This window comes from Pseudomonas silensiensis (assembly GCF_050434865.1).
In the GTDB taxonomy this organism is placed as follows: Bacteria; Pseudomonadota; Gammaproteobacteria; order Pseudomonadales; family Pseudomonadaceae; genus Aquipseudomonas; species Aquipseudomonas fluorescens_W.
The window spans coordinates 158,743-183,039 of the sequence record NZ_JBNDJH010000014.1; the positions used below are offsets into that span (position 1 = coordinate 158,743).

Consider the following 24,297-nt stretch of genomic DNA (forward strand, 5'->3'; position numbering starts at 1 on the left):
ATGAATATGCCCGTAACTAAAGCCGCCACCGTCAAGGCGCCGGAACAACCGAAAACCGCGATCTCGGCCCTCTGGCGCCCAGCGCTGGTGCAAGCCTTCGTCAAGCTCGATCCACGGCAATTGCAACGTGCGCCAGTGATGCTGGTGGTCGAACTGACCGCGATCCTGACCACCGTGCTGTGCTTCATTCCCGACTCGGCGGTGCCGACTTTTGTCGCCGCGCAAATCGCCTTGTGGCTGTGGTTCACCGTGCTGTTCGCCAACTTCGCCGAAGCCTTGGCCGAAGGTCGTGGCAAGGCTCGCGCCGACAACCTCAAGGCCGGTAGCGAAGGTCTGAGTGCTCGCCGCAAAACCAGCAACGGCACCTTTCAAGTGGTGCCGGCCACCAGCCTGCGCAAGGGCGATGTGGTCCGCGTTGAAGCGGGGGAAATGATCCCCGGTGACGGCGAGGTGATTGAAGGGATCGCCGCGGTCAACGAAGCGGCGATTACCGGTGAATCCGCGCCAGTGATTCGCGAATCCGGCGGCGACCGTTCGGCCGTCACCGGCAACACCCGACTGGTGTCCGACTGGCTGTTGGTGCGCATCACCGCCAACCCCGGCGAGTCGACACTGGACCGCATGATCGCTTTGGTCGAAGGCGCCAAACGCCAGAAAACCCCGAACGAAGTGGCGCTCGACATCCTGCTGATCGGCCTGACCCTGATCTTCCTCCTGGTGGTCGTCACCCTGCAACCGTTCGCCCACTTCGCCAACGGCAGCCTGCCGCTGGTGTTCCTGGTGGCGTTATTGGTCACGCTGATTCCGACCACCATTGGCGGTCTGTTGTCGGCCATCGGTATCGCCGGGATGGACCGTCTGGTGCGCCTGAATGTGATCGCCAAATCCGGTCGCGCCGTGGAAGCGGCGGGGGACGTACACGTCCTGCTGCTGGACAAGACCGGCACCATTACCTTCGGTAACCGTCGTTGCACCGCGGTGTACGCGGCGCCTGGCGTCACGGCGAAGGAACTCGCCGAGGGTGCCTTGTTCGCCTCGCTGGCCGATGACACGGCTGAAGGTAAATCCATCGTCGAGTACCTGCGTGGCACTCAGCCACAACCTGAGCCGGCCACTGAGTTGCTGACAGCCGTACCTTTCAGCGCCGAGACGCGTCTGTCCGGTGTCGACTATCAGGGCCGCGTGTATCGCAAAGGCGCGGTGGATTCGTTGCTGGCCTTCGTTGGCCTGAAACGCGCCGACCTGGCCGCGCCGCTGTCCCGGGAAATCGACAAGATCGCCCAGAGCGGCGGCACCCCGTTGCTGGTCTGCGCCGACGGTAAATTGCTCGGCGCGATTCACCTCAAGGACGTGGTCAAGCCTGGTATCCGCGAGCGATTCGCCGAGTTGCGCAAACTGGGTATCCGCACCGTCATGGTGACCGGCGACAACCCACTGACCGCTGCAGCGATTGCGGCTGAAGCGGGCGTTGATGATGTGTTGGCCGAAGCCACTCCAGAGAAAAAACTGGCGCGCATTCGTCATGAGCAGAACGACGGTCGCCTGGTCGCCATGTGCGGCGACGGCGCCAACGACGCACCGGCCCTGGCCCAGGCGGACGTGGGCATGGCGATGAACGACGGGACGCAAGCGGCCCGCGAGGCGGCGAACATGGTCGACCTCGACAGCGATCCAACCAAGCTGCTGGACGTGGTGCAGATCGGCAAGGAATTGCTGGTGACCCGCGGTGCGCTGACGACGTTCTCCATCGCCAACGACGTGGCCAAATACTTCGCGATTTTGCCGGCGTTGTTCGCCTCGATCTACCCGCAACTGGGTGTGCTGAACGTCATGCACCTGAGCAGTCCGCAGAGCGCGATTCTCTCGGCGATTGTGTTCAACGCCTTGATTATTGTGGTGCTGATTCCACTGGCATTGCGCGGCGTGCGAGTGCAGGCGGCGAGTGCGGCGGCGTTGCTGCGACGCAATCTGTTGATCTATGGATTGGGCGGGATTCTGGTGCCGTTTGTGGGGATCAAGGCGATCGACATGCTGCTCACTGCACTGCATTTGGTTTGACCTTGAGATCGACCCCTCACCCTAACCCTCTCCCCAGGGGGTAGAGGGGACTGACCGAGGTGTTCTTGGAGCTACATCGACCTGAAAAACCGAGTCGAACTCAGGTATTGAACAGCACAAAGATCGGCCCCCTTTCCCCCTCTCCCCCGTGGGGAGAGGGCTGGGGTGAGGGGTGGATCTCCATGACACACCATAGTTTTAAACTCCCCAAATTCGAGGATTCTGAAATGTCCACAATGATACGTCCGGCCCTGAGCCTGCTCGTCCTGATGACCCTGATCACCGGCGTCGCCTATCCACTGGTGGTTACCGGTGTCGCCCAGGTCGCATTCCCCGATCAAGCCAATGGCAGTCTGGTCCACGACGCCGATGGCAAGGTCCGCGGCTCGTCGCTGATTGCGCAAGATTTCGTCGGCGACGCCTGGTTCCATCCACGGCCATCGGCCGGTGCCTTTGCCACCGTGTCGAGCAGTGCCAGCAACCTCTCGCCGAGCAACCCGGCCCTGGCTACTCGGGTGATCGATGATGCCAACAAGTTACTGGTGCCGGGCCAGGGTCCGGTGCCATTGGCGATGGTTACCACCTCTGGCAGCGGCCTCGATCCGCACTTGCCACCGGCCGCGATTGCCTATCAACTGGCGCGTGTTGCGGCGGCGCGCAATCTGCCGGTGTCTACGCTTCAGCAGTTGATGGACGCGCACATCGAGCAGCCACTCGTTGGCCCGCCGGTGGTGAATGTGTTGGCGCTGAATTTGGCGCTGGAAAACCTGTAGCAAATGATCGTTCCCACGCAGAGCGTGGGAACGATCAATAGAGAGAGCTTCAACCATGAGTGACTCCGGCCGCGCCGACGCGCTGTTAGCAGACCTGCCTCGGGATGGCCGTGGCCGGCTCAAGGTTTTTCTCGGCGCCGCGCCCGGTGTCGGCAAGACCTACGCCATGCTGCAAGCAGCCCACACCCAACTGCGCCAGGGCGTGAAAGTCATCGCCGGCGTGGTCGAAACCCACGGTCGCGCCGAGACTGAAGCGCTGCTAGGCGGCTTGCCGCAGCAGCCGTTGGTGCGCTCGGAATACCGTGGCGTGATGCTCGAAGAAATGGACCTCGACGGTCTGCTCGCAGCCAAACCGAAACTGGTGTTGGTGGACGAACTGGCCCACAGCAACGCCCCCGGCAGTCGCCACACCAAACGCTGGCAAGACATTCAGGAATTGCTCGCGGCAGGCATCGACGTGTTCACCACGGTCAACGTCCAGCACCTGGAAAGTCTTAACGACAAAGTGCGTGGCATCACGGGCGTCCAGGTCCGCGAAACTCTGCCGGACTGGGTGCTGCAAGAAGCCTATGAACTGCTGCTGATCGACCTCCCACCGCGCGAGCTGCTCGAGCGTTTGCGCGATGGCAAGGTCTACGTGCCGGAACAGGCGAGGGCGGCGATTGATGCCTTCTTCACCCAGACCAACCTCACGGCCCTGCGGGAACTGGCGATGCAAACCGCCGCCGCTCAGGTCGATGATGATTTGGCCCAGGGCTATCGCCAGCTCGGCCAAGCGGCGCCGGCGGTGCGTGGTCGCCTGTTGGTCGGCGTCGATGGCGATGCACAGGCCGAGCGCCTGGTGCGTCACGCCAGTCGCGTCGCCCAGCGTCGGCATTTGCCGTGGAGCCTGGTGCATGTGGACAACGGCAGTTTGCGTGACGAGCAGTCGCGCCTGCGTCTGCAAAGTGCCCAGCAATTGGCCGAACGCCTCGGCGGCGAAGTGGTACTGTTGCGCGCCGGCGAAGTGGCAAAAACCCTGATCCAGCACGCCGCCGAACGCCGCGCGAGTCTGGTGTTGGTCGGTCAGTCCCGGCAGCGTTTGCGTCGACGTTTGTTCGGCGGCGGACTGGCGTCGCGTTTGCTGCGCGATGCGCGCGGGCTGGAAATCAACGTCCTCGACAGTGATCAAGAACAGCATCAGCCGCGTCAGCGTTCGGCGCAGGCACTGGTGTGGTTCGACTACGCGTTGGCGCTGGTGGCGACGGTGCTCGCCAGTGCGTTGGCCTGGGCGGTGGCGAGTGTCTTGCCGCTGCCCAATATCTCGCTAGTGTTCCTCGCTGCGGTGTTGCTGGTGGCGGTGCGCAGCAGCCTCGGCCCGGCGCTGGCCTGTGCGGCGTTGTCGTTTCTGACCTATGACTTTCTGTTCATTCCGCCGAATTTTTCCTTCAGCATCCAGCGCGAAGAAGACGTGCTGACCTTGCTGTTCTTTCTGCTGATGGCGGCACTTACCGGCAACCTCGCGGCCCGACAACGGCGGCAATTGCAGGCGCTGCGCGACACTCAGGAAGAGACTACCGAACTGCTCGACCTGTCGCGCAAACTCACCGCCGCCACCGACCGCCAGGCAGTGGTCAGCGCAGCAGCCCAGCACCTCGATGGCTGGAGTGATCTGCAAGTCTGCCTGCTCAATCAAGACGGGCAGGGCGGCTGGAAAGTCGAAACCGGTGGCCCGCTGGAGTTTTCCGAAGCCGAGCGCGCTGCCGCCGATTGGGCCTGGCAACACGATCAACCGGCCGGCGCGGGCACCGGCACGCTGCCGTTCGGGCGTTGGTGGTGGTGGCCGTTGTCGGTGGAAGAGGGGCCGCTGGCATTGCTCGGTGTGTGTGCCAAAGAGGGCCAGACCTTGGGCGGTCAGCGTCGGCGTTTGTTGACCGCGCTGAGCCAACCGCTGGCCCAGGCGCTGGCGCGGGCGCAATTGGCCGAAGACCTGGAAGCCGCCCGCCTGCACGGCGAAACCGAGCAACTGCGCAGTGCCTTGCTGGCCTCGGTGTCCCATGATTTGCGCACGCCGCTGACCTCCATGCGCGGCAGCATCGACAGCCTGTTGGCCCTCGGTGAGGCGATCCCGCTGGAGGATCGCCGCGAACTGCTTGAAGGCACTCGCGATGAAGCCGAGCGCCTCGATCGCTACATCCAGAACCTGCTGGACATGACCCGCCTCGGGCACGGGGCACTGAAACTGGCGCGGGACTGGGTATCGCCGGCCGATATCGTCGGCAGCTCGCTCAATCGTCTGCGCGCCGTGCTGGCGCCGTTGCAGGTGACCACCGAAGTGCCGCCGGAGTTGCCGCTGCTGTATGTCCACGCCGCGCTGATCGAACAGGCGCTGGTCAACGTGCTGGAAAACGCTGCGCGGTTTTCACCGTCTCACGGTCGCCTGCAATTGCGTGCCGGAGCCGACGACAGCGAGCTGTTTTTTTCGGTGAGCGATGAAGGGCCGGGGATTGCGCAGGAAGATCGGGCGAAGATTTTCGACATGTTCTACACCGCTGCGCGCGGTGATCGTGGCGGGCAAGGGACCGGGCTGGGGCTGGCGATCTGTCGGGGCATGATCGGTGCTCACGGCGGGCGGATCAGTGTCGCCGATGGCATCGAAGGGCGCGGCACCTGCATCACCTTGCACCTGCCGTTGCAGGCTCAACCGGCCCTTGAAAATTAAGAGCCGAAAGTGAAGCCTGATCGCGCTTGCGCTACTCTCTTGCCACTTCTTTGTGTTGATGTGAATTCATGAGCCAGACCGCGACCATTTTGGTCATCGACGACGAACCGCAGATCCGCAAATTCCTGCGCATCAGCCTCGCGTCCCAAGGCTACAAAGTGCTGGAGGCCGGCACCGGCACCGAAGGCCTGGCCCAGGCTGCACTGAATAAACCGGACCTGCTGGTACTCGACCTCGGTTTGCCGGACATGGACGGCCAGCAAGTGCTGCGCGAGTTTCGCGAGTGGTCAACGGTGCCGGTGCTGGTGCTCTCGGTGCGCGCCAGTGAAGGGCAGAAAGTCGAAGCGCTCGACAACGGCGCCAACGACTACGTGACCAAACCGTTCGGCATTCAGGAGTTTCTTGCGCGGGTGCGTGCCTTGTTGCGTCAGGCTCCGGCGGGTGAAGCTCAACAAGCGGCGCTGACGTTCGGCCCGTTGACCGTGGATCTGGCGTATCGCCGGGTGTTGCTCGACGGCACCGAAGTCGCGCTGACCCGCAAGGAATACGCGGTACTGGCGCAACTGGCGCGGCATCCGGGACGGGTCATCACCCAGCAGCAACTGCTCAAGGATATTTGGGGGCCGACCCATACCGAGGACACTCACTATTTGCGGATTGTGGTCGGGCACTTGCGGCAGAAACTGGCGGATGATCCGACTCAGCCGCGGTTTATCGTCACCGAGGCTGGGGTCGGGTATCGGCTTTTGAGTGAGGGCAGCCTTTAATTTTTGTGCTGACTGATTGGGCCTCATCGCGGGCAAGCCCGGCTCCCACAGGATCAGAGTCGTTCACAAATGTTGTGTGCACCTCAAAACCTGTGGGAGCCGGGCTTGCCCGCGATGAGGCCAGTTGCTTCACTCGAGAACCTCAGGAATCCCGTTCATTCTCATACCGATCCAGCGTATCCCGCGCAATTTCCCGTCCCAGCGCGATCAATTCCGGCGCCTTGTAGAACTCGAAAAACCGGCATACCCGTTTCGGCACGTTGATCAAAATATCCGGCGGATAACCAGCGATCTTGTACTGCGCCAACGACGTCTGCATCACCTCGAAACTCTGGTTGATCAGGTCCAGCAAAGACGCCGGGCCGACGTTGTCGATGATGAACGAACCGGTGGCGGACTTCGGCGCGCCGTCGCGTTCGGGGGCGGCGGCCGGCTGCTGGGCTTCGGGTTCGGCGGATTCGATCCACGGGTTGATCTCGGCCGCTTCTGCCATCAACGCTTCCTTTTCCAGCAGCAGCAATTGTTCCGCCTGTTTGCGGCGGAAGGGCAATTTTGAACCGAGCGAGCTGATCAGGCTGTCGAAGCGGGTCTTGAACGCTGCCGGGCGCTGGATCACTGGCAGTTGATAGTGGCGCTGGTTGGTGGAGTTGAGGTTGACCGCGATGATCAGGTCGCAATGACTCGACACCACCGGCACGATCGGTAAAGGGTTGAGAATGCCGCCGTCCACCAGCATGCGGTTGCCCTGCATCACCGGGGTGAACAGGCTGGGAATCGCCGCCGAGGCACGCATGGCCTGGTGCAGGCAGCCTTCCTGAAACCAGATTTCCTGTTGGTTGGTCAGGTCGGTGGCTACCGCCGTGTAAGGGATGCGCAAGTCTTCAATGTTGATCTCGCCGACGATCTTGCGGATCTGCCCGAAAACCTTCTCCCCGCGAATCGCGCCCAAACGAAAACTGACGTCCACCAGGCGCAGGACGTCGAGGTAATCCAGGCTTTCGATCCAGTTGCGATACTCGTCGAGTTTGCCGGCGGCATAGATCCCTCCGACCACTGCGCCCATGGAACATCCGGCGATGCAGGCGATGTCGTAGCCACGCCGTTCGATCTCCTCAATGACCCCGATATGGGCGTAGCCCCGGGCCCCACCTGAGCCCAGCACTAGCGCGACACGCTTTTTCATGAATCGCCCTCGTCTGACAAGGTTCAACAATGCACCCTTCGAGGGGCGTGCTTCAATCGCTAAGGTCGTTCCGCGAGGCGAGGGCGTCGTTTTTTCGACACTCTTTGGCTGCAGATGGGTATTCTCGCGAGCACTAGATTTTCCGAGACGGGGCCAAGGCACTTTTCACGCGCCAGACCGTCTTAACTGCACGATTGTTTACCTATCTTTGAGGTGTCATTAATGAAAGCCTGGATCTGTGTGCCTTTGCTTGCCCTGGCACTTGCCGGTTGCGCCGGAAAAACCGCTTACCGTGATAGCTGCGGTAGCGGGCTTGATGCGGCGTGGCATGAACTGGATCTGGCCAAGGCCGAAGGTTTTGCCGGAACCGTCAGCTACTCCAAGGCCCTGTCGCTGTTGACGGCGGCCAAAACTCAGCAGCAATTTGAAGGGTTCGAAGGCTGCGCCAAGAAGGCCGAGAAGGCGCGTTTTTATATTCGTGAATCGCGCGCGGGGCGCTGAAAGGAGCTCTAAGCTCTTAGCTGCAAGCAATAAGTCGGTCGCCCCGGATTTCGGCTGGCGGCTTGCAGCTGTTTACGGAGTAAACCCCCATGATTAACCGGTTGGTGGCCCATGTCCTGGGTCTGGAAGTCCGTGTGCTGGCCTGTCAGGCACGCTTGAATGCGCGCACCGACCCTGAAGCGCTGCACGATCTGCGTACCACGGTTCGCCGTTTACGCAGTCTGCTGCGGCCATTGCGCGGTTTGCCCGGAGTCGAACAGCTGGAAGCAGCCGCGTCCCGGGTCGGCGACCTGACCACGCCGTTGCGCGACCGCGAAGTGCTGGCGGCGTACCTGCTCGAACATGATCAACCCGAGGCTGCCCATCGGCGTATGGCGCAGATGGCCGAGGCTTATCCGGCGGTCGCGACGAGTCCTGAAGTGGCGCAGTTGCTGATGATCCTCGACGCCTTTCCGCGTTTTCTGCGGGCCTCCCAGCGTCAAGGCTTGCTCAAGGGCTTGCGTCAGCGCATCGAAAAACGTTTGGCCAAACAGTGGAAGAAACTCGACAAAGCCCTGCACGATCCGGCGCATGATCGCCACCGTTTGCGCCTGCTGATCAAGCGCGTGCGCTATGGCATCGAAGCCTATCCCGAACTCGATCGACTGCCGAAAGCAGCGATGCCGCGCTTGAAGTCCGCGCAAGGTGCCTTGGGCGATTGGCACGATTGCTGGCAATGGCTGGCCATCGCTGAGAAGGAAACCGATTTGCAGCCCTGCGTCGAGGCCTGGAAAACCGAAATGGCCAAGGCCGAAGGCTGCGCCGACCGCGTCCTCGACAAACTCAGCGCTGCCTGTTTCAAATCCTGAAACAACCACAAGACAGATCTCTGTAGCAGCTGCCGAAGGCTGCTACAGAGATGGCGGTGCTATCCGGCCTATCTGTCAGCCTCTTTGGCCGGAATAAGCGCTGTGCCATCCCCGCAGGCTGGTTAAGATCCCTTCATCCTTTTCCCGCACCGAGGTTTCCATGCGTTTTTCCGATCTGCTCGACGCTGTCCGCCGCCAGCCGTTGGAGCTGTCTATCCCGGCCGAATGGGCTCAGGGGCGTGCCAGTTTCGGTGGCCTGGTGGCCGCCTTGCAGTACGAAGCCATGCGCGCGAAGGTCCCGGCGGATCGTCCGGTGCGTTCGCTGGCGATCACCTTTGTCGGTCCGGTCGAGCCTGAAGTGCCGGTCAGCTTTGAAGTCGATGTGTTGCGCGAAGGGAAGGCGGTCAGCCAGGTGCTGGGTCGGGCGATGCAGAAGGGGCAAGTGGTGACGTTGATCCAGGGCAGTTTCGGCGCCTCGCGACCATCGGAAGTGGCGGTGATCGCCGAACCGGCACCCGAGATGAAGCATTGGGAAGAGTGTCAGGAACTGCCGTTCATCAAAGGCGTACTCCCGGAGTTCATGCAGCATCTGGCGATGCGCTGGAGTGTCGGCGGTCTGCCGTTTACGGGTAACAAATCCCGCGAGATGGGCGGCTGGGTGCGCTTGCGTGGGGACGTGAAGGAAGAAGCGGTCAGCGAAGCGCATATCTTGGCGCTGGTCGATGCCTGGCCACCGGCCCTGATGCCGCACCTGAGTAAACCGGCGATGGGCAGCACGCTGACCTGGACCATCGAATTCGTCCAGCCGTTGCTTGAACTGAGCACGCTGGACTGGTGCAAATACCTCGTCGAAACCGAACATGCCGCTGACGGCTACGGTCATGCGGCCGCGAAATTGTGGAACGCGGACGGTCAGTTGATTGCCATGAGCCGGCAGACGGTGACGATTTTCGCCTGATCAGTGACGACGGTGGCGCTCACGCCAGGCGCGCCACCAGCCGCCGCTCAGGAAGTACCGTGGGAAGGTCAGAAACTGCTCGACCAGCAAGCGCGACACGGCATCTTTGCGATCACTGAACGGCTCGGCGGTTTGCGCCTCCAGGCTATGACCGTGGCGTTGCAAGCCGAGGGCGGCGAGCAGACCGATGACGCCAATCGCGACATTGGCAAAACTCAGACTGAACACCCCCGAGACAATCAGCAGAAACGCCACGATGAACAGCGGCACGGCAATCAGGTGCAGCACCAGATTGGTCGGGTGCTGGTGATTGTTCGGGTACGCTCGCCATTGCCAGGCGGGGAGGTTGGGGTGACGTTTGCCCATGATGGTAATCCTTGGTTCGTTGAGGCTCTTGAACAAAGAATAGGCCGGGGCAAACCAGTCGGCGAATCAAGGCTGGCTATCGAAGTGATAGGTGTCATGTCCAAATTTGATGTTGGCCGGGCTGACGCTATCGCGAGCAAGCTCGCTCCCACAGGTAATGCGCAAATATTGAAATGGCGCTAACCCTGTGGGAGCGAGCTTGCTCGCGATGAGGCCCTTACAGCTTGAGCTGACCGATAGCCTTGCTCAACTCCCCGGCCAACGCCGCCAGCTCATTGCTGGTCGTCGCCGAATCCACGGTCTGTTGCACGGTGTTCTCGGTCACATCCCGAATGCTCACCACCGCCCGATTCATCTCTTCCGCCACGTGGCTCTGCTGCTCGGCCGCCACCGCGATCTGCGTATTGCTTTCGCGCATCTGTGCCACCGCGCTGGTGATCTCCGCCAAGGCTGCGCCGGCCTCCTGAGCCTGCTGCACGCAATCGTCGGCCTTGAACGAGCTTTCCTGCATGAAATCCACCGCGTCCCGAGTCCCGGCCTGCAGCGCGGAAACCATGAGGGTGATCTCGTCAGTGGAGATCTGGACACGTTTGGCCAGGTTGCGCACTTCATCGGCAACCACCGCAAACCCGCGGCCCATTTCACCGGCGCGGGCCGCTTCAATCGCCGCGTTCAGCGCCAGCAGATTGGTCTGCTCGGCGATGCTGTGAATCACACTGACCACGCCGTTGATCTTCTGACTGTCCTCGGCCAGACGCTGAATCATCTCGGCAGTCTGCTGCACGCCGCTGGACAAGCCGGCAATCGACTTCTGCACCCGACTGACCACTTCCTGCCCGCTGCCGGCCAGGGTGTCGGCGGTTTGCGAGAGGTCGCGGGTGGCGCCGGCGTGCTGGGCAATGTGATAGACCGTGGCGGTCATTTCGTTGATCGCCGTGGCGGCCTGATCGGTTTCGCTTTGCTGGCCGAGCATGCCGTGACGCACCTCGTTCATGCTCAACGCCAGCCGCGCCGCGCCGACATCCAGTTGCCGGGCGGTGCTGGCAACGGTGTTAACCACCCGCTGGTAACCGGCCTGCATGGCATTGAAGGCATTGGCCATCTGCCCGACTTCGTCAGTGCAGGCCAGCGGCACACGGGCCGACAGGTCACCGGTTTTCTCAACGTGAAGCATCACGTCCTTCAGCGTATTGAGCTGGCTGAGCAGGAAGCGAATCAACAATTGCGAAGCGCCGAGCATCGCCAGCATCAGGATCGCCACCGCCACCGCATAGTGGGTAAAGCGCTCGCCAAATACCTGGGTCAGGCTCGGGCCATGGGCAATCACCGCGACCTGGTTGCCATCCGCGCGCGTAAACACTTCAGCACCCATCAACGGGTTGTCGCCGAACAGCGGCATGGCATTGATTTCGACCCAACCATTAGTATCGGCCAGTTCCAGTACCGGCTGCCCGTTCAGCAACGGTGCCTGCCCGCGACTGAAGGTCAGCACGTTATCGGCTTTGGGGAGCGGCTGCCCCGCGGGCCAGGCATTGAGCAGTCGCGCCTGGGCTTGCGCCGATGCCTGATAAGCATGGCTGCGGGCCTGTTGTTCGAGCTGTACGGCGTACAACACCAGCAGCAAAGTGGTGACGAAGGCGACGGCGTTGACCGCCCAAAATTTGTATTTCAGCGAGATATTGCTAAGCCAGGCACCCATGGAGGTCTTCTCTGATAGCGGAAACAGTTTCGGCAAGGTGCCAGTATTGTGCCGCTACTCAGGGCGCCGGATCTTGATGTGGGTCAACACTCCCGGCCATGCTCGCGCACAGGAATTGCGGGGCGTAATGCGCTATCCTTCGCGCCTTCAAATTTCCCTCGCTACAGGATTCCGCCCCATGAAAGCCGCACTCGTCGAACTCATCAGCAAAATCAGCTCCGGGTGCATGAGCGATGACGAAATCCTGAAAGTCGCTGACGAAGCGGCCCAGGCCTACGCCGATCCCGAGGCTTTTCTGACGGCCAATCCGGATATCAACTACGACGAAACGTTCCCGATTCCGCTGGGCGAGTGGGTCGTCGTCGGCAGTCTTCCAGAGACCGTGCTGTTCCAGGCCGACACCTATGAGGACCTGTTCGCCCAGATCGTTTCGTCATTCGGCCCCGGTGTTGATTTCAATATCAAGCCCAAGCAGCTGGCCAAGACTGAAGCCCTGACTGCGCTCAATCGCATTCAGGTGCAGATGGGCAGCATGAACAAGGAAAACGGCGGTTACACGCTGATGAACTTCAGCCAGTTGCTCGACGACGAACTGCAAGTGGTGCTGGTCTACGGCAACGACGTGCCGCGCGTGCTCGAGTTGTGCGCCCAAGTCGGCATCGCTGCCGCCCCCTCGCTGGAAGCCCTGAAAATCGCCGTCCACGTTTAAAAAGCGGAACCCTCGCAAGGCCCGCTATCCTAAGAGTGCATATCACTCTTAGGGAGCGACACCATGGGTTCCACGTTCAACGGTCTGGTTGGCCTGATTATTCTTGCCCTGGATATCTGGGCAATCATCAACGTGCTCAAAAGTGGTGCCGACACAGGGATGAAAATCATCTGGGTGCTGCTGATCCTGCTGCTGCCGGTGCTGGGCCTGATCATCTGGGCCATCGCCGGGCCACGAGGCAACGTCCGAATCTGACTGCATCCCCGAAAACGACACCGAACTTGTGGGAGCTGGCTTGCCTGCGATTCAGGCGGCAAGGTCTGTCAGGCATACCGCGGCGATCCCATCGCAGGCAAGCCAGCTCCCACAGGGATTGTGTCGAGGCGTCAAGCGAGGTTCGACCTGTCATATCCGGCGACGTAGAATTCGCGCCTTGCCACCCGCATTCATCGGAGCACTTCCCATGAGCAACACCCCGACCAGCGAGTACCTGGAAACCCTCTACGAAGGCTACGGCCAGCGTTTTCGCATGGAAAAACTGTTGCACGAAGTGCGCACCGAACATCAACACCTGGTGATTTTCGAAAACCCGCGCATGGGCCGCGTCATGGCATTGGACGGCGTGATCCAGACCACCGAAGCCGACGAGTTCATCTACCACGAGATGTTGACCCACGTGCCGATCCTGGCGCATGGCGCTGCCAGGCGCGTGCTGATCATCGGTGGCGGCGACGGCGGCATGCTGCGTGAAGTGGCCAAGCACCGCAGCATCGAGCACATCACCATGGTCGAGATCGACGGCACCGTGGTCGACATGTGCAAGAAATTCCTGCCGAACCACTCCAAGGGTGCGTTCGCTGATCCACGCCTGAACCTGGTGATCGACGACGGTATGCGTTTCGTCGCCACCACCACCGAAAAATTCGACGTGATCATTTCCGATTCCACCGACCCGATCGGCCCGGGCGAAGTGCTGTTCTCGGAAAACTTCTACCAGGCCTGCCGTCGCTGCCTGAACGAAGGCGGCATCCTGGTGACCCAGAACGGCACGCCGTTCATGCAAATCGAAGAAGTCAAAACCACCGCCGGGCGTCTGCGCAGCCTGTTCCCGGACTGGCACTTCTATCAGGCGGCCGTGCCGACCTACATCGGCGGCGCCATGACCTTCGCCTGGGGCGCGACCAATACCGCCTATCGCAAATTGTCCCGCGACACCCTGCAGCAGCGCTTCGCCGGCAGCGGCATCATCACCCGTTACTACAATCCGGAAATCCACATCGGCGCGTTCGCCTTGCCGCAATACGTCCTGCAGGCTGTGAACAAGCCTAGCAACGACTGATATCGAGCAAGCCACAAAGGGCCCACTGAGGTTGTGTGAAAACACACCGCAGATGGCCCTTTTTTCATGCTTCACTTATAGAGGGACCGGTTGAACGATTGGCCGGGGTACAAGGTCGAGATAGTGGTAGGCCCATTCGCAGTTTTGATCGAGGAGGCACCTGATGCAAAAGTGGAAAGTCACTTTCGTTGATGATCACGGTGAACAAGTTGACGAGGTGTTCGAGAGCGATGAATGCCCGAACAACGAGCAAGCCGCGAAACTCATTCTTGCCCGGCGTCTGCCCGTGGCTGCCGAACTGGACCTCAACGATCTGGAAGGGCGCACTGATGATCCAACTGTCAAAAGTTTGAAGACCCAGAACAGCATTGAAATCCTCGGCATCACGCCAATCTGAACATCTCCTGTCACATTCCTAACCAGGCCTTGGCAGCGGCTCTCTCTTGAGGCTACTCTGCAATCGAGATCAGCGAACGGATCGCTAAGGTCTGGTCTTGTCAGCTACATGCTTGCTTCCCACCGGCAACGTTGTTGCCGCATCGCTCGCCCCATTCGGTTGCGAGTGCCGGGAATACGGAAAGTCTATCCATCAGTTTGAGGGGGACGTTTCATGAGCACAGCCTATCAAGAAGACATCAGCACCAGCGTCTTGCGCCGCATGAAAGAAGGCGGTTTCGACTTTTCACGATTCCATCCCATCGAGTTCTACGCCATTTTCCCGGACGAGGAGCGGGCGCGCAGGGCGGCAGGGCATTACTGTGGTGAATCCTTGAATGCACAGATCAGCGTGCGCGACGACGGCGCGTGGTACCTGGAACTGAGCAAAGTGATGTACGCCACTTATGACGGCATTGGCGATTTTGAGCAGGATTTCGAGGCGGTGGTCGAGCCTTTGGGCGGCATCATCGAAGGATGGGGCGTCAAGCAGGAGGTACGAGGGCGACTCGCATAACTTATGAACAGTGACAACACTCAGCAACGGCTGACCTTCGGGTTGGCCGTTTTCGTTTGTGGGGTTCGGAAAGATCAAAAGATCGCAGCCTCGTTTTCTCCTGTAGCAGCTGTCGAGTGAAACGAGGCTGCGATCTCTTGATCGTGTTTTTGATTCATAACGTTTCAAAAACGCAAAAAAAAGCCGCCAAAACAGGCGGCTAAAGGGAAGTTCGTCAAGATTTTCAGCAAATGCGCGGATTATCCGCAGCGACTCCCGGGCAGTGAAATCAACTCTGGCTATGCTGGTGATAGGCGACAACATTGCTTCGCAATGAAGCGGGGGCGATCAGGTGGGGGCGTTTACCGCACAGGATTGGTGCGGTGCGTGCAGTGCGATTATCCAACTGATTGATATCAAAGCGTTTATGCCGATGGCACGGGCTTTGCGAAGCCCAGATGTCCGGGTGACAAGGAGTACGGCATGATCCGCACCTATTTTGATGAGATGTACGATGCCGGCGGCCAGGTCCGCCCGCATTATCGGGAGTTTGCCCGTTGGCTGGCCGAAACGCCTGACGAGCTTTTGGCACAACGGCGACGCGAGGCCGATCTGTTATTTCATCGCGCCGGGATTACCTTCACGCTCTATGGTGATGAGCAAGGGACAGAGCGCCTGATTCCCTTCGACACCATCCCCCGCAGCATCCCCGCCAGTGAATGGCGCGTTGTCGAGCGCGGCTGTATTCAGCGGGTCAAGGCGTTGAACATGTTCCTCGCCGACCTCTATCACGAGCAGCGCATCATCAAGGCCGGCATCATCCCGGCCGAGCAAGTGCTGGCCAACGAGCAATACCAGTTGGCGATGCAAGGGCTGAATCTGCACCGCGATATCTATTCCCACATCTCCGGTGTCGATCTGGTGCGCGATGGCGACGGCACGTACTACGTGCTTGAAGACAACCTTCGTACACCGAGCGGCGTCAGCTACATGCTGGAAGACCGCAAGATGATGATGCGGTTGTTCCCCGAGTTGTTCGCGGCCCAGCGCATTGCCCCCATCGATCATTATCCGAACCTGTTGCTCGACACCCTGAAAAGCTCCAGCCCGATTGATAACCCGAGCGTGGTGGTGCTGACGCCGGGTCGTTTCAACAGCGCGTTCTTTGAACATGCGTTTCTGGCGCGGGAAATGGGCGTTGAGCTGGTGGAAGGCGCGGACCTGTTCGTGCGGGATGACAAGGTGTTCATGCGCACGACGGACGGGCCGAAAGCCGTCGACGTGATCTACCGTCGCCTCGACGATGCGTTCCTCGATCCGCTGGCGTTCAACCCGGACTCGATGCTTGGCGTTCCAGGGCTGCTGTCGTCGTATCGCTCCGGCAACGTCGTGCTGGCCAATGCCATCGGCACCGGGGTTGCGGACGACAAGTCGGTGTATCCATTCGTCACGGACATGATCCGTTTCTACCTGGATGAAGAACCGATCCTGAAGAATGTGCCGACGTGGCAGTGTCGTAATCCCTCCGAACTGTCCCACGTACTGGCCAATCTTCCAGAGCTGGTGGTCAAGGAAACCCAAGGCTCCGGCGGTTACGGAATGCTGGTCGGGCCGGCGGCGACGGCGGCGGAAATCGAGTCATTCCGCGCGCGGATCAAAGCCAAGCCCCATGCGTACATCGCGCAACCGACGTTGTCCCTGTCGACCTGTCCGACCTTTGTCGAAAACGGCATCGCGCCACGCCACATCGACCTGCGTCCGTTTGTATTGTCTGGCCGCGAAACCCGGGTTGTGCCCGGCGGTTTGACCCGTGTTGCCCTGCGCGAAGGCTCTCTGGTGGTGAATTCATCCCAGGGCGGTGGAACCAAGGACACCTGGGTGGTCGAGGATTGAAGGAAGCCTGCCATGTTAAGTAGAACTGCCTCGGATTTGTATTGGATGTCGCGTTACCTGGAGCGGGCGGAAAACCTCGCACGGATGCTCGACATCAGTTATTCGCTGTCGCTGATGCCACAGGATGGCCGTGGTGACGGCCTGCATGAACTCGCCATGCCGTTGTTGATCACCGGCACCCTGGACGATTACCTGGAACGCCACGGCGAATTGCACGCCGAACGGCTGCTGCATTTCTTCGCCCTGGATGCGGCCAACCCGGCAAGCATCTACAGCTGTCTCGGCGCCGCACGGGCCAGTGCCCATGCGGTGCGTGGGCGAATCACCGCCGACATGTGGGAAAACATCAACGCCACCTGGCTGGAAATCCGCGGGATTGCCGATCAGGGCTTGAGTCGCTACGGCATGAGCCGATTCTGCGAGTGGATCAAGGAACGTTCCCACCTGTTCCGCGGCGCCTCCTACGGCACGATCATGCGTAACGATGCGTTTCGCTTCATTCGTCTGGGGACATTTATCGAAAGGGCCGACAACACGTTGCGCCTGCTCGATGCCCGCTACGAAATGGCGGGCGATCAGGCCGAGGCGGTCAGCGATGGCACCGCTCACGCGTATTACCAGTGGAGTGCCTTGCTGCGGGCGTTGTCCTCGTTCGAGGCCTATACCGAGATCTACCGCGATGCGCCCGGCGCCCGGCATGTGGCTGAGTTGCTACTGCTGCGGGCTGACGTGCCGCGTTCATTGCGCGCCTGCACCGAAGAAATCGACCAGATCCTTGCCCAATTGCCGGGGGCCAACGGCCGTCCCGCGCAACGCCTGGCAGCGGAAATAGACGCACGCCTGCGCTACACCGGCATCTCCGAAATTCTCGACGAAGGCCTGCACGCCTGGCTGACCGAGTTCATCCCGCTGGTGCGCCAGTTGGGTAACGCCATACACAGTTCCTACCTGGAGGCTGCATGAGACTTTCCATTAGCCACGAGACCACCTATCACTACGAAGATCAGGTGCGGGCGAGCATCCAGTACCTGCGACTGACACCCCACGACAGCGAACGCCAGCACGTGCTCAGCTGGCAGCTCGACCTGCCGCGCCCGGTGCGCGCGCAACTCGATCCGTTCGGCAACATCCTGCACGTGCTGACCATGGACGAGCCCCACGAGGAGATCATCATCGGTGCTCGTGGGCAGGTGGACATCGACGAATTGCGCGAGGCGGAACATGAAAGCCAGTCGGCGCTGCCGTTCTTGCGTTTCACTCGCCTGACCGAAGCCGACGAAGCCCTGCGTGCGTTCGCCGAGAAGGAATGCAAGCAGCGCCGGGATCGCACGGCGCTGATCGACTTGATGCATGGCCTGAACCAGCACATGACCTACACGCCGGGCTCCACCGAAGTGGACACCAGCGCCGCGCAGGCCTTCGCCGGGCGTTCGGGCGTCTGTCAGGACCACACCCACGCGTTTCTCGCCTGCGCACGCAGCCTGGGCATTCCGTCGCGTTATGTGTCGGGCTATTTGTACAGCGAGAACAGCGAACACCTGGCCAGTCACGCCTGGGCGGAAGCCTGGCTCGATGACGCCTGGTACAGCTTCGACGTGACCAATGAATTGGCGCGGCCTGAGCGTCACCTGAAACTGGCGGTGGGCCTGGATTACCTGGATGCCTGCCCGGTGCGTGGCATGCGGCGTGGCGGTGGTTGCGAGCAGATGCATGCGAAGGTGTTTGTGTCACCGACACCGATGCCGATGCCTTTGCCGGTGATCTCCGTCCAGCAACAGTAACCCGCAACACCACAAACCCACTGTAGGAGTGAGCCTGCTCGCGATAGCGGCTTATCAGTCACACATTAATTGACTGGAAGTCCGCCATCGCGAGCAGGCTCACTCCTACATGGGGGAATGGTGTCAGGGCTTAACTTTTCGCCCAGCCATGTGCTTCAAATACCCCACCAACCTCTCCAGATCCCCATCCGGCAACACCGTCGCCGAGAACCCGGGCATCTTCGCCTGAGGCCACTGACGCAAGCTCTGCGGATCACGAATGTAGCGCTTGAGGAAATCCGCGCCAAAATACTCGGTCGGGTTAAACGGAATATTCAGGTCCGGCCCAAACTGCGCATCCCCGGCGCCGTTCAATCGATGGCACGCCAGGCAATTCTTCTGAAACAGCGCAAAGCCCTTGTTCACCGGATCGTCAGCCTTCAACGCCGGATCGGGCAGCAGGGCAGGGAAGCGCTCGGCCACCGGTGCCAAGCGCTTGATGCTCGCCACTTGAAAGGGCCATTGCTCGGGGCTGATATCGCCCGCCTGCGGATCGGTCCAGACCAGATAGAACGGCCCGGCGCCGGGTTTGCCTTCCGACAGCGGTGGCCACGGTTTGGCGGGTTCTTCAATCGCCAACCATGCACGCGCACCCTGGGTATTGAGTAACGGCGCGGCTGAAAGTTCTGCGGCAAAACCGTCCAGGGCTACCGCCTGTAAATGGTCTTCAGGCTTGATGCCCGACAACAACGCAGCCACCGGAACAGCGCGATAGCTCATGTCCCGTTTGTAGGAAACGTCGTTGCTGATGGTGATGGTCTGAGCCTGAGGATGCTTGAGCAACTCCTCGGTTTGCCAGGTGCGACTGCTCGCGCCGAGCTCAAGGTTCAGCTGTGCGGCAGACAGAGGCGTGCTGAGCAGCAAGGCCCCGAACAGAATGAGCGTTTTCAAATGATCGCCGTCCATGTCGTGGAAGTGCCGCAAAGGTTGGCACACCCACGCTGGCCCGGGTAGCGAACCAGTCACATTTTTAGAGGGCGATATAAAACCCGGCGCCGTATTTTTTAATGACCGACTAGCCGATCACCTTGGTCAGGTTCGGCAGAATCAACAACAGCGTAGTGGCAAAAAGAATGAGCCCGGCTTGACGTACTTTCGATTGTTTGAACATGGCTTGACCGCCTTTATTGTTATTTCCCGATGCCTGCCTGCATTTCTCCATGACGGCAGAGCGTTGCACTTCCTGTTTGACGAGCGCCTCGGCAAAACCCGACGACAACTTCGTACAACTTCACCTTAGAGCCCGCGTCACGCTTGGTTTAGATCCATTTCGTATGGACTCCACCTAAATTGCTCTAAAAAAGACATGAGGCCTATTGCCAGCTTCTTGGGCGCCCTTTTGCTAGACAGCTCGGTGTCCTCAATCGGTTAATTCGGTCGCTGCCTACCGTCCGTCTGAGCGTGACCGTCAACGTCTGTGAGCACTGCGGTCATTGAATCCAGGGCTGCTCGGCCTAAGGTGGGGGCTCTGCATTTACTCCCCGCTCAGGTTCGAGGACGTCATGACCCAAGCTTTGATTTTCGACGCGTTACGCACGCCCCGCGGCAAAGGCAAGGCCAATGGCGCCTTGCACAGCGTCAAACCGGTGAACCTGGTAGCCGGGCTGCTCACCGCGCTGCAACAGCGTACGTCTCTCGATACCAGTCAGGTCGACGATGTGGTACTTGGCTGTGTGACGCCCATCGGCGACCAGGGTTCCGACATCGCCAAAACCGCGACCCAGGTGGCGGATTGGGACGTCAGCGTGGCAGGTTTGCAGATCAACCGCTTCTGCGCCTCGGGGCTGGAGGCGGTGAACCTCGGCGCGATGAAAGTGCGTTCCGGCTTCGAAGACCTGGTGGTGGTCGGCGGCGTCGAGTCCATGTCCCGCGTGCCGATGGGCAGCGATGGCGGCGCCTGGGCACATGACCCGGAAACCAATTTTCACAGCCATTTCGCCCCTCAAGGCGTGGGCGCTGACCTGATAGCCACGTTGGAAGGCTTCAGCCGTCAAGACGTCGATGCCTATGCGCTGCACTCCCAACAAAAGGCTGCGCGGGCAAGGGCCGACGGTTCGTTCAACAAATCGCTGGTGCCGGTGCAGGACCAGAACGGCATTATCCTGCTCGATCACGATGAATTCATCCGCGCCGGATCGACCATGGAAGGCTTGGGCCAGCTCAAGCCGAGCTTCGAGATCATCGGGCAAATGGGCTTCGATGCCACCGCGCTTCGGGTCTACAGCCATGTCGAGCGGATCAACCACGTGCACACGGCGGGTAACAGTTCCGGGATCGTCGATGGCGCGGCGCTGATGCTGATCGGCTCCGAGGCCAAGGGCCGGGCGCTGGGTTTGCAGCCGCGGGCACGGATCGTCGCCACCGCCGTCACCAGCACCGACCCGACCATCATGCTCACCGGCCCCGCGCCGGCCACCCGCAAGGCACTGGCCAAGGCCGGGCTGCGGGTTGAAGACATCGACCTGTTCGAGGTCAACGAAGCTTTCGCCTCGGTAGTGCTGAAATTCATCAAGGACATGGCCATCGACCCGGATAAGGTCAACGTCAACGGCGGCTCCATCGCCATGGGTCACCCGCTGGGCGCCACTGGCTGCGCGATCCTCGGCACGCTACTCGATGAACTGGAAACCCGGCGCCTGCGCTATGGCCTCGCGACGTTGTGTGTCGGCGGCGGCATGGGCATCGCCACCATCATCGAACGCCTCTGAGCCCCCGACCGACTTTCAAGGAAGCACTTTCATCATGACTGAAGCCATCCGTTACGAAAAAGGCCAGGACCAGATCGTCGTCCTGACCATCGACATGCCGGGCCAGAGCGCCAACACCATGAACGCGGTCTACCGCGAAGCCATGGCCGCGTGTGTTGCCAGACTGGTTGCCGACAAAGACACCATCGCCGGCGTGATCATCACCTCGGCCAAGAAAACCTTCTTTGCTGGCGGCGACCTCAATGAACTGATCAAGGTCGGCAAGCCTGAAGCCAAAGCCTTCTATGACATGGTGCTGACGCTCAAAGGGCAGCTGCGAACCCTGGAAACCCTCGGCAAACCGGTGGTCGCCGCGATCAACGGCGCCGCGTTGGGCGGCGGTTGGGAAATCTGCCTGGCGTGCCATCACCGGGTGGCGCTGGACAACCCATCGGTGCAACTCGGCCTGCCGGAAGTGACCCTCGGCCTGTTGCCGGGCGGTGGCGGGGTGGTGCGCATGGTGCGGATGCTGGGTATTGAAAAAGCCTTGCCCTATCTGCTCGAAGGCAAAAAAGTCCGGCCGCAACAGGCATTGCGGGCAGGTTTGATTGATGAGTTGGCGGCGGATCGTGATGAACTGCTGGCCAAGGCTCGCGCCTGGATTATCGCCCATCCTTCAGCGGTGCAGCGCTGGGACGTGAAGGGTTACCAGATTCCGGGGGGCACGCCGTCGGACCCGAAAGTCGCGCAAATGCTGGCCATCGCGCCGTCGATCCTGCGCAGCAAAACCCAGGGCTGCCTGCCCGCGCCAGAGAAAATCCTCTGCGCCGTGGTGGAAGGTGCTCAGGTGGATTTCGACACCGCGCATTTGATCGAAACCCGTTATTTCACCGAATTGACCACCGGCCAGGTGTCGAAAAACCTGATCGGCACGTTCTGGTTCCAGCTCAACGAAATCAATGCCGGCAGCTCGCGGCCTCAGGGCTTTGCGCCCTACGTGACGCGTCGCGTGGGCGTGCTGGGCGCAGGCATGATGGGCGCTGGAATTGCCTTTGCCAGCGCGTCGGCCGGCATCGACGTGGTGCTCAAGGACATTAATCTTGCGGCGGCACAAAAGGGCAAGGCTCATTCGGCGGCGCTGCTGGACAAGAAGGTTGCGCGTGGCCAATTGAGTGCCGATCAGCGCGATGCAACGCTGGCGCGAATTCACCCCACTGAAAGCGATGCCGATCTGGCCGGTTGTGATCTGATCATTGAAGCGGTGTTTGAAGATCGCGATCTGAAAGCCAAGGTCTCTTCGGCAGCGCAAAAAGTCGTTGGCCCGGATGCGGTGATAGCTTCCAACACGTCGACCTTGCCAATCAGCGGCCTCGCGACCGCCGTGCCGGATCAGAGCAAGTTCATCGGCCTGCATTTCTTCAGCCCCGTGGAGAAAATGCCCTTGGTGGAAATCATCAAAGGCGCCCACACTAGCAACGAAACCCTGGCTCGCGGGTTCGATTTCGTCCTGCAAATCAAGAAAACCCCGATTGTGGTCAACGACAGTCGCGGTTTCTTCACCTCGCGGGTGTTCGGCACATTCACCAACGAAGGCATCGCCATGCTGGGCGAAGGCGTGAGCGCGCCGATGATCGAGACCGAAGCGCGCAAGGCCGGCATGCCGATCGGACCTCTGGCGATCTCCGACGAAGTTTCCCTCAGCCTGATGAGCCATATCCGCCAGCAAACTGCCAAAGACCTGCAAGCAGAAGGGAAACCGCTGATTGAGCACCCGGCGTTCGCCGTGATTGACTTGCTGCTCAACGAATACAAGCGTCCGGGCAAGGCTGCTGGAGGTGGTTTCTACGATTATCCGGCCCGTGGGCAAAAGCATCTGTGGCCAGAGCTGAAAAGGCGTTTCGAGAAGGCTGACGGGCAGATTTCGCCGAAGGACGTGCGTGATCGACTGCTGTTCGTGCAAGCCATCGAAACCGTGCGCTGCGTGGAGGAGGGGGTGTTGACCTCGACGGCGGACGCCAACGTCGGCTCGATCTTCGGTATCGGCTTCGCCGCCTGGACCGGTGGCGCGCTGCAGTTCATCAATCAGTACGGCGTGAAAGATTTCGTCGCCCGTGCCCAGTACCTGGCGGAGCAATATGGCGAACGATTCGCTCCGCCCGCGCTATTGCTGGAGAAAGCGGCTAAAGGGGAGGCGTTCTAGGGGACGGGTGACGCATTCCGGGGCTTGCCTTGCCACTGTGTTTCAAGGCAGGCTCTGGGGTGTGCATTATTCCCATCATGTGTCAGGTATTTTTTATGTCGTTACGCATCTGCATTCTGGAAACCGACATCCTGCGTCCGGAACTGGTCGATCAATATCAGGGGTACGGGCAGATGTTCCAGCGTCTGTTTTCGCAGCAACCCATCGCTGCCGAGTTCACTGTGTACAACGTGATGCAGGGCGAATATCCCGGCGATGAGCTGAGCTTCGACGCCTATCTGGTCACTGGCAGCAAGGCCGACTCCTTTGGCACCGACCCGTGGATTGAAACCCTCAAGGCTTACCTGCTGACCCGCTACGAGCGCGGCGACAAACTGCTGGGCGTGTGCTTCGGCCATCAACTGTTGGCGCTGCTGCTGGGCGGCAAGAGTGAACGTGCGACCCAAGGCTGGGGCGTCGGCACCCACAAGTACAAACTCGCCGCCAAGGCGCCGTGGATGAGCCCGGTGAGGGAAGAACTGACCTTATTGATCAGCCACCAGGATCAGGTCACCGCGCTCCCGGCAAACGCCACGGTCATTGCTTCCAGCGATTTCTGCCCGTTCGCCGCGTACCACATCAACGATCAGGTGCTGTGCTTCCAGGGGCATCCGGAGTTCATTCACGATTACTCGCGCGCGCTGTTGGATATCCGTCAGGAAGCGCTGGGCGAGCAGATTTATTCGAAAGGCATGGCGAGCCTTGAGCACGAGCATCATGGCACTACCGTGGCGGAGTGGATGATGCGGTTTGTGGCGCACAAGCCAGCATCCGAGTCGGTTTAAAGGGCAGACAAAGAACCTGTGGCGAGGGAGCAAGCTCCCT

General features: G+C 60.6%; 22 protein-coding genes. 18 read left to right on the forward strand and 4 right to left on the reverse strand.

What is annotated here, in order from left to right:
- The 4 genes from kdpB to QF010_RS20635 all read left to right on the forward strand — a co-directional run bounded on the left by kdpB (position 1) and on the right by QF010_RS20635 (position 6,299).
- Complete coding sequence (kdpB, locus tag QF010_RS20620) at positions 1-2,058, forward strand: potassium-transporting ATPase subunit KdpB (protein WP_429533825.1); 2,058 nt, start codon at positions 1-3, stop codon at positions 2,056-2,058.
- Between the two features lie 227 nt (positions 2,059-2,285).
- Positions 2,286-2,831, forward strand: a complete 546-nt coding sequence (kdpC, locus tag QF010_RS20625) for a potassium-transporting ATPase subunit KdpC (protein WP_429533826.1) — start codon at positions 2,286-2,288, stop codon at positions 2,829-2,831.
- Between the two features lie 55 nt (positions 2,832-2,886).
- Positions 2,887-5,532, forward strand: coding sequence for a sensor histidine kinase (locus QF010_RS20630; RefSeq protein ID WP_033055761.1), 2,646 nt, complete (start codon positions 2,887-2,889; stop codon positions 5,530-5,532).
- 68 nt (positions 5,533-5,600) lie between these two features.
- Positions 5,601-6,299, forward strand: coding sequence for a response regulator (locus tag QF010_RS20635; RefSeq protein WP_033055759.1), 699 nt, complete (start codon positions 5,601-5,603; stop codon positions 6,297-6,299).
- A 142-nt stretch (positions 6,300-6,441) separates the two neighbouring features.
- Here QF010_RS20635 and QF010_RS20640 read toward each other — a convergent pair whose 3' ends face one another.
- Positions 6,442-7,482 (reverse strand): patatin-like phospholipase family protein, encoded by a 1,041-nt coding sequence (locus QF010_RS20640; RefSeq protein ID WP_033055757.1) that lies wholly within the window; start codon positions 7,480-7,482, stop codon positions 6,442-6,444.
- Positions 7,483-7,704: 222 nt separating this feature from the next.
- Between QF010_RS20640 and QF010_RS20645 the strand changes: the two genes are divergently transcribed.
- The 3 genes from QF010_RS20645 to QF010_RS20655 all read left to right on the forward strand — a co-directional run bounded on the left by QF010_RS20645 (position 7,705) and on the right by QF010_RS20655 (position 9,789).
- On the forward strand, positions 7,705-7,983 hold the full coding sequence (locus QF010_RS20645) for a hypothetical protein (protein WP_033055755.1): 279 nt from the start codon (positions 7,705-7,707) through the stop codon (positions 7,981-7,983).
- Positions 7,984-8,072: 89 nt separating this feature from the next.
- Positions 8,073-8,831: a CHAD domain-containing protein gene (locus tag QF010_RS20650; protein WP_033055754.1), complete on the forward strand. Its 759-nt coding sequence runs from the start codon at positions 8,073-8,075 to the stop codon at positions 8,829-8,831.
- Positions 8,832-8,991: 160 nt separating this feature from the next.
- Entirely contained in the window at positions 8,992-9,789 is a 798-nt protein-coding gene (locus tag QF010_RS20655; protein WP_033055753.1) for an acyl-CoA thioesterase, read from the forward strand.
- Here the strand turns inward: QF010_RS20655 and QF010_RS20660 are convergent, their stop codons facing one another.
- Positions 9,790-10,155: an Mpo1-like protein gene (locus QF010_RS20660; RefSeq protein WP_033055752.1), complete on the reverse strand. Its 366-nt coding sequence runs from the start codon at positions 10,153-10,155 to the stop codon at positions 9,790-9,792. It abuts the gene before it with no gap.
- A gap of 217 nt (positions 10,156-10,372) precedes the next feature.
- Positions 10,373-11,854 (reverse strand): methyl-accepting chemotaxis protein, encoded by a 1,482-nt coding sequence (locus tag QF010_RS20665; protein WP_429533827.1) that lies wholly within the window; start codon positions 11,852-11,854, stop codon positions 10,373-10,375.
- Positions 11,855-12,032: 178 nt separating this feature from the next.
- Between QF010_RS20665 and QF010_RS20670 the strand changes: the two genes are divergently transcribed.
- The 8 genes from QF010_RS20670 (at position 12,033) to QF010_RS20705 (ending at position 18,507) form a co-directional block, all read left to right on the forward strand.
- Positions 12,033-12,563 carry a hypothetical protein gene (locus QF010_RS20670; RefSeq protein WP_429512489.1) on the forward strand — a complete coding sequence of 177 codons (531 nt, stop codon included), beginning with the start codon at positions 12,033-12,035 and terminating at the stop codon, positions 12,561-12,563.
- A 63-nt stretch (positions 12,564-12,626) separates the two neighbouring features.
- Entirely contained in the window at positions 12,627-12,818 is a 192-nt protein-coding gene (locus QF010_RS20675) for a PLDc N-terminal domain-containing protein (RefSeq protein WP_033055745.1), read from the forward strand.
- 208 nt (positions 12,819-13,026) lie between these two features.
- Positions 13,027-13,902: a polyamine aminopropyltransferase gene (speE, locus tag QF010_RS20680; RefSeq protein ID WP_429533828.1), complete on the forward strand. Its 876-nt coding sequence runs from the start codon at positions 13,027-13,029 to the stop codon at positions 13,900-13,902.
- Positions 13,903-14,065: 163 nt separating this feature from the next.
- On the forward strand, positions 14,066-14,299 hold the full coding sequence (locus tag QF010_RS20685) for a hypothetical protein (protein WP_033055743.1): 234 nt from the start codon (positions 14,066-14,068) through the stop codon (positions 14,297-14,299).
- Between the two features lie 213 nt (positions 14,300-14,512).
- Positions 14,513-14,854 carry a ribonuclease E inhibitor RraB gene (locus QF010_RS20690; RefSeq protein WP_008148805.1) on the forward strand — a complete coding sequence of 114 codons (342 nt, stop codon included), beginning with the start codon at positions 14,513-14,515 and terminating at the stop codon, positions 14,852-14,854.
- A 462-nt stretch (positions 14,855-15,316) separates the two neighbouring features.
- Complete coding sequence (locus tag QF010_RS20695) at positions 15,317-16,726, forward strand: circularly permuted type 2 ATP-grasp protein (RefSeq protein WP_008148806.1); 1,410 nt, start codon at positions 15,317-15,319, stop codon at positions 16,724-16,726.
- 12 nt (positions 16,727-16,738) lie between these two features.
- Entirely contained in the window at positions 16,739-17,689 is a 951-nt protein-coding gene (locus QF010_RS20700) for an alpha-E domain-containing protein (RefSeq protein ID WP_429533829.1), read from the forward strand.
- Positions 17,686-18,507 carry a transglutaminase family protein gene (locus tag QF010_RS20705; protein ID WP_429533830.1) on the forward strand — a complete coding sequence of 274 codons (822 nt, stop codon included), beginning with the start codon at positions 17,686-17,688 and terminating at the stop codon, positions 18,505-18,507. Before QF010_RS20700 ends, QF010_RS20705 begins: the two co-directional genes overlap by 4 nt.
- Positions 18,508-18,630: 123 nt before the next feature.
- On the opposite strand, the gene QF010_RS20710 is transcribed toward QF010_RS20705, so the two are convergent.
- Complete coding sequence (locus tag QF010_RS20710) at positions 18,631-19,452, reverse strand: c-type cytochrome (RefSeq protein ID WP_429533840.1); 822 nt, start codon at positions 19,450-19,452, stop codon at positions 18,631-18,633.
- A 596-nt stretch (positions 19,453-20,048) separates the two neighbouring features.
- Between QF010_RS20710 and QF010_RS20715 the strand changes: the two genes are divergently transcribed.
- The 3 genes from QF010_RS20715 to QF010_RS20725 all read left to right on the forward strand — a co-directional run bounded on the left by QF010_RS20715 (position 20,049) and on the right by QF010_RS20725 (position 24,257).
- Positions 20,049-21,254, forward strand: coding sequence for an acetyl-CoA C-acetyltransferase (locus QF010_RS20715; protein ID WP_429533831.1), 1,206 nt, complete (start codon positions 20,049-20,051; stop codon positions 21,252-21,254).
- Positions 21,255-21,288: 34 nt separating this feature from the next.
- On the forward strand, positions 21,289-23,433 hold the full coding sequence (locus QF010_RS20720) for a 3-hydroxyacyl-CoA dehydrogenase NAD-binding domain-containing protein (RefSeq protein WP_429533832.1): 2,145 nt from the start codon (positions 21,289-21,291) through the stop codon (positions 23,431-23,433).
- Between the two features lie 95 nt (positions 23,434-23,528).
- A complete protein-coding gene (locus tag QF010_RS20725; protein WP_033055736.1) occupies positions 23,529-24,257 on the forward strand; it encodes an amidotransferase in 729 nt (242 codons plus the stop codon).
- Positions 24,258-24,297: the final 40 nt, after the last annotated feature.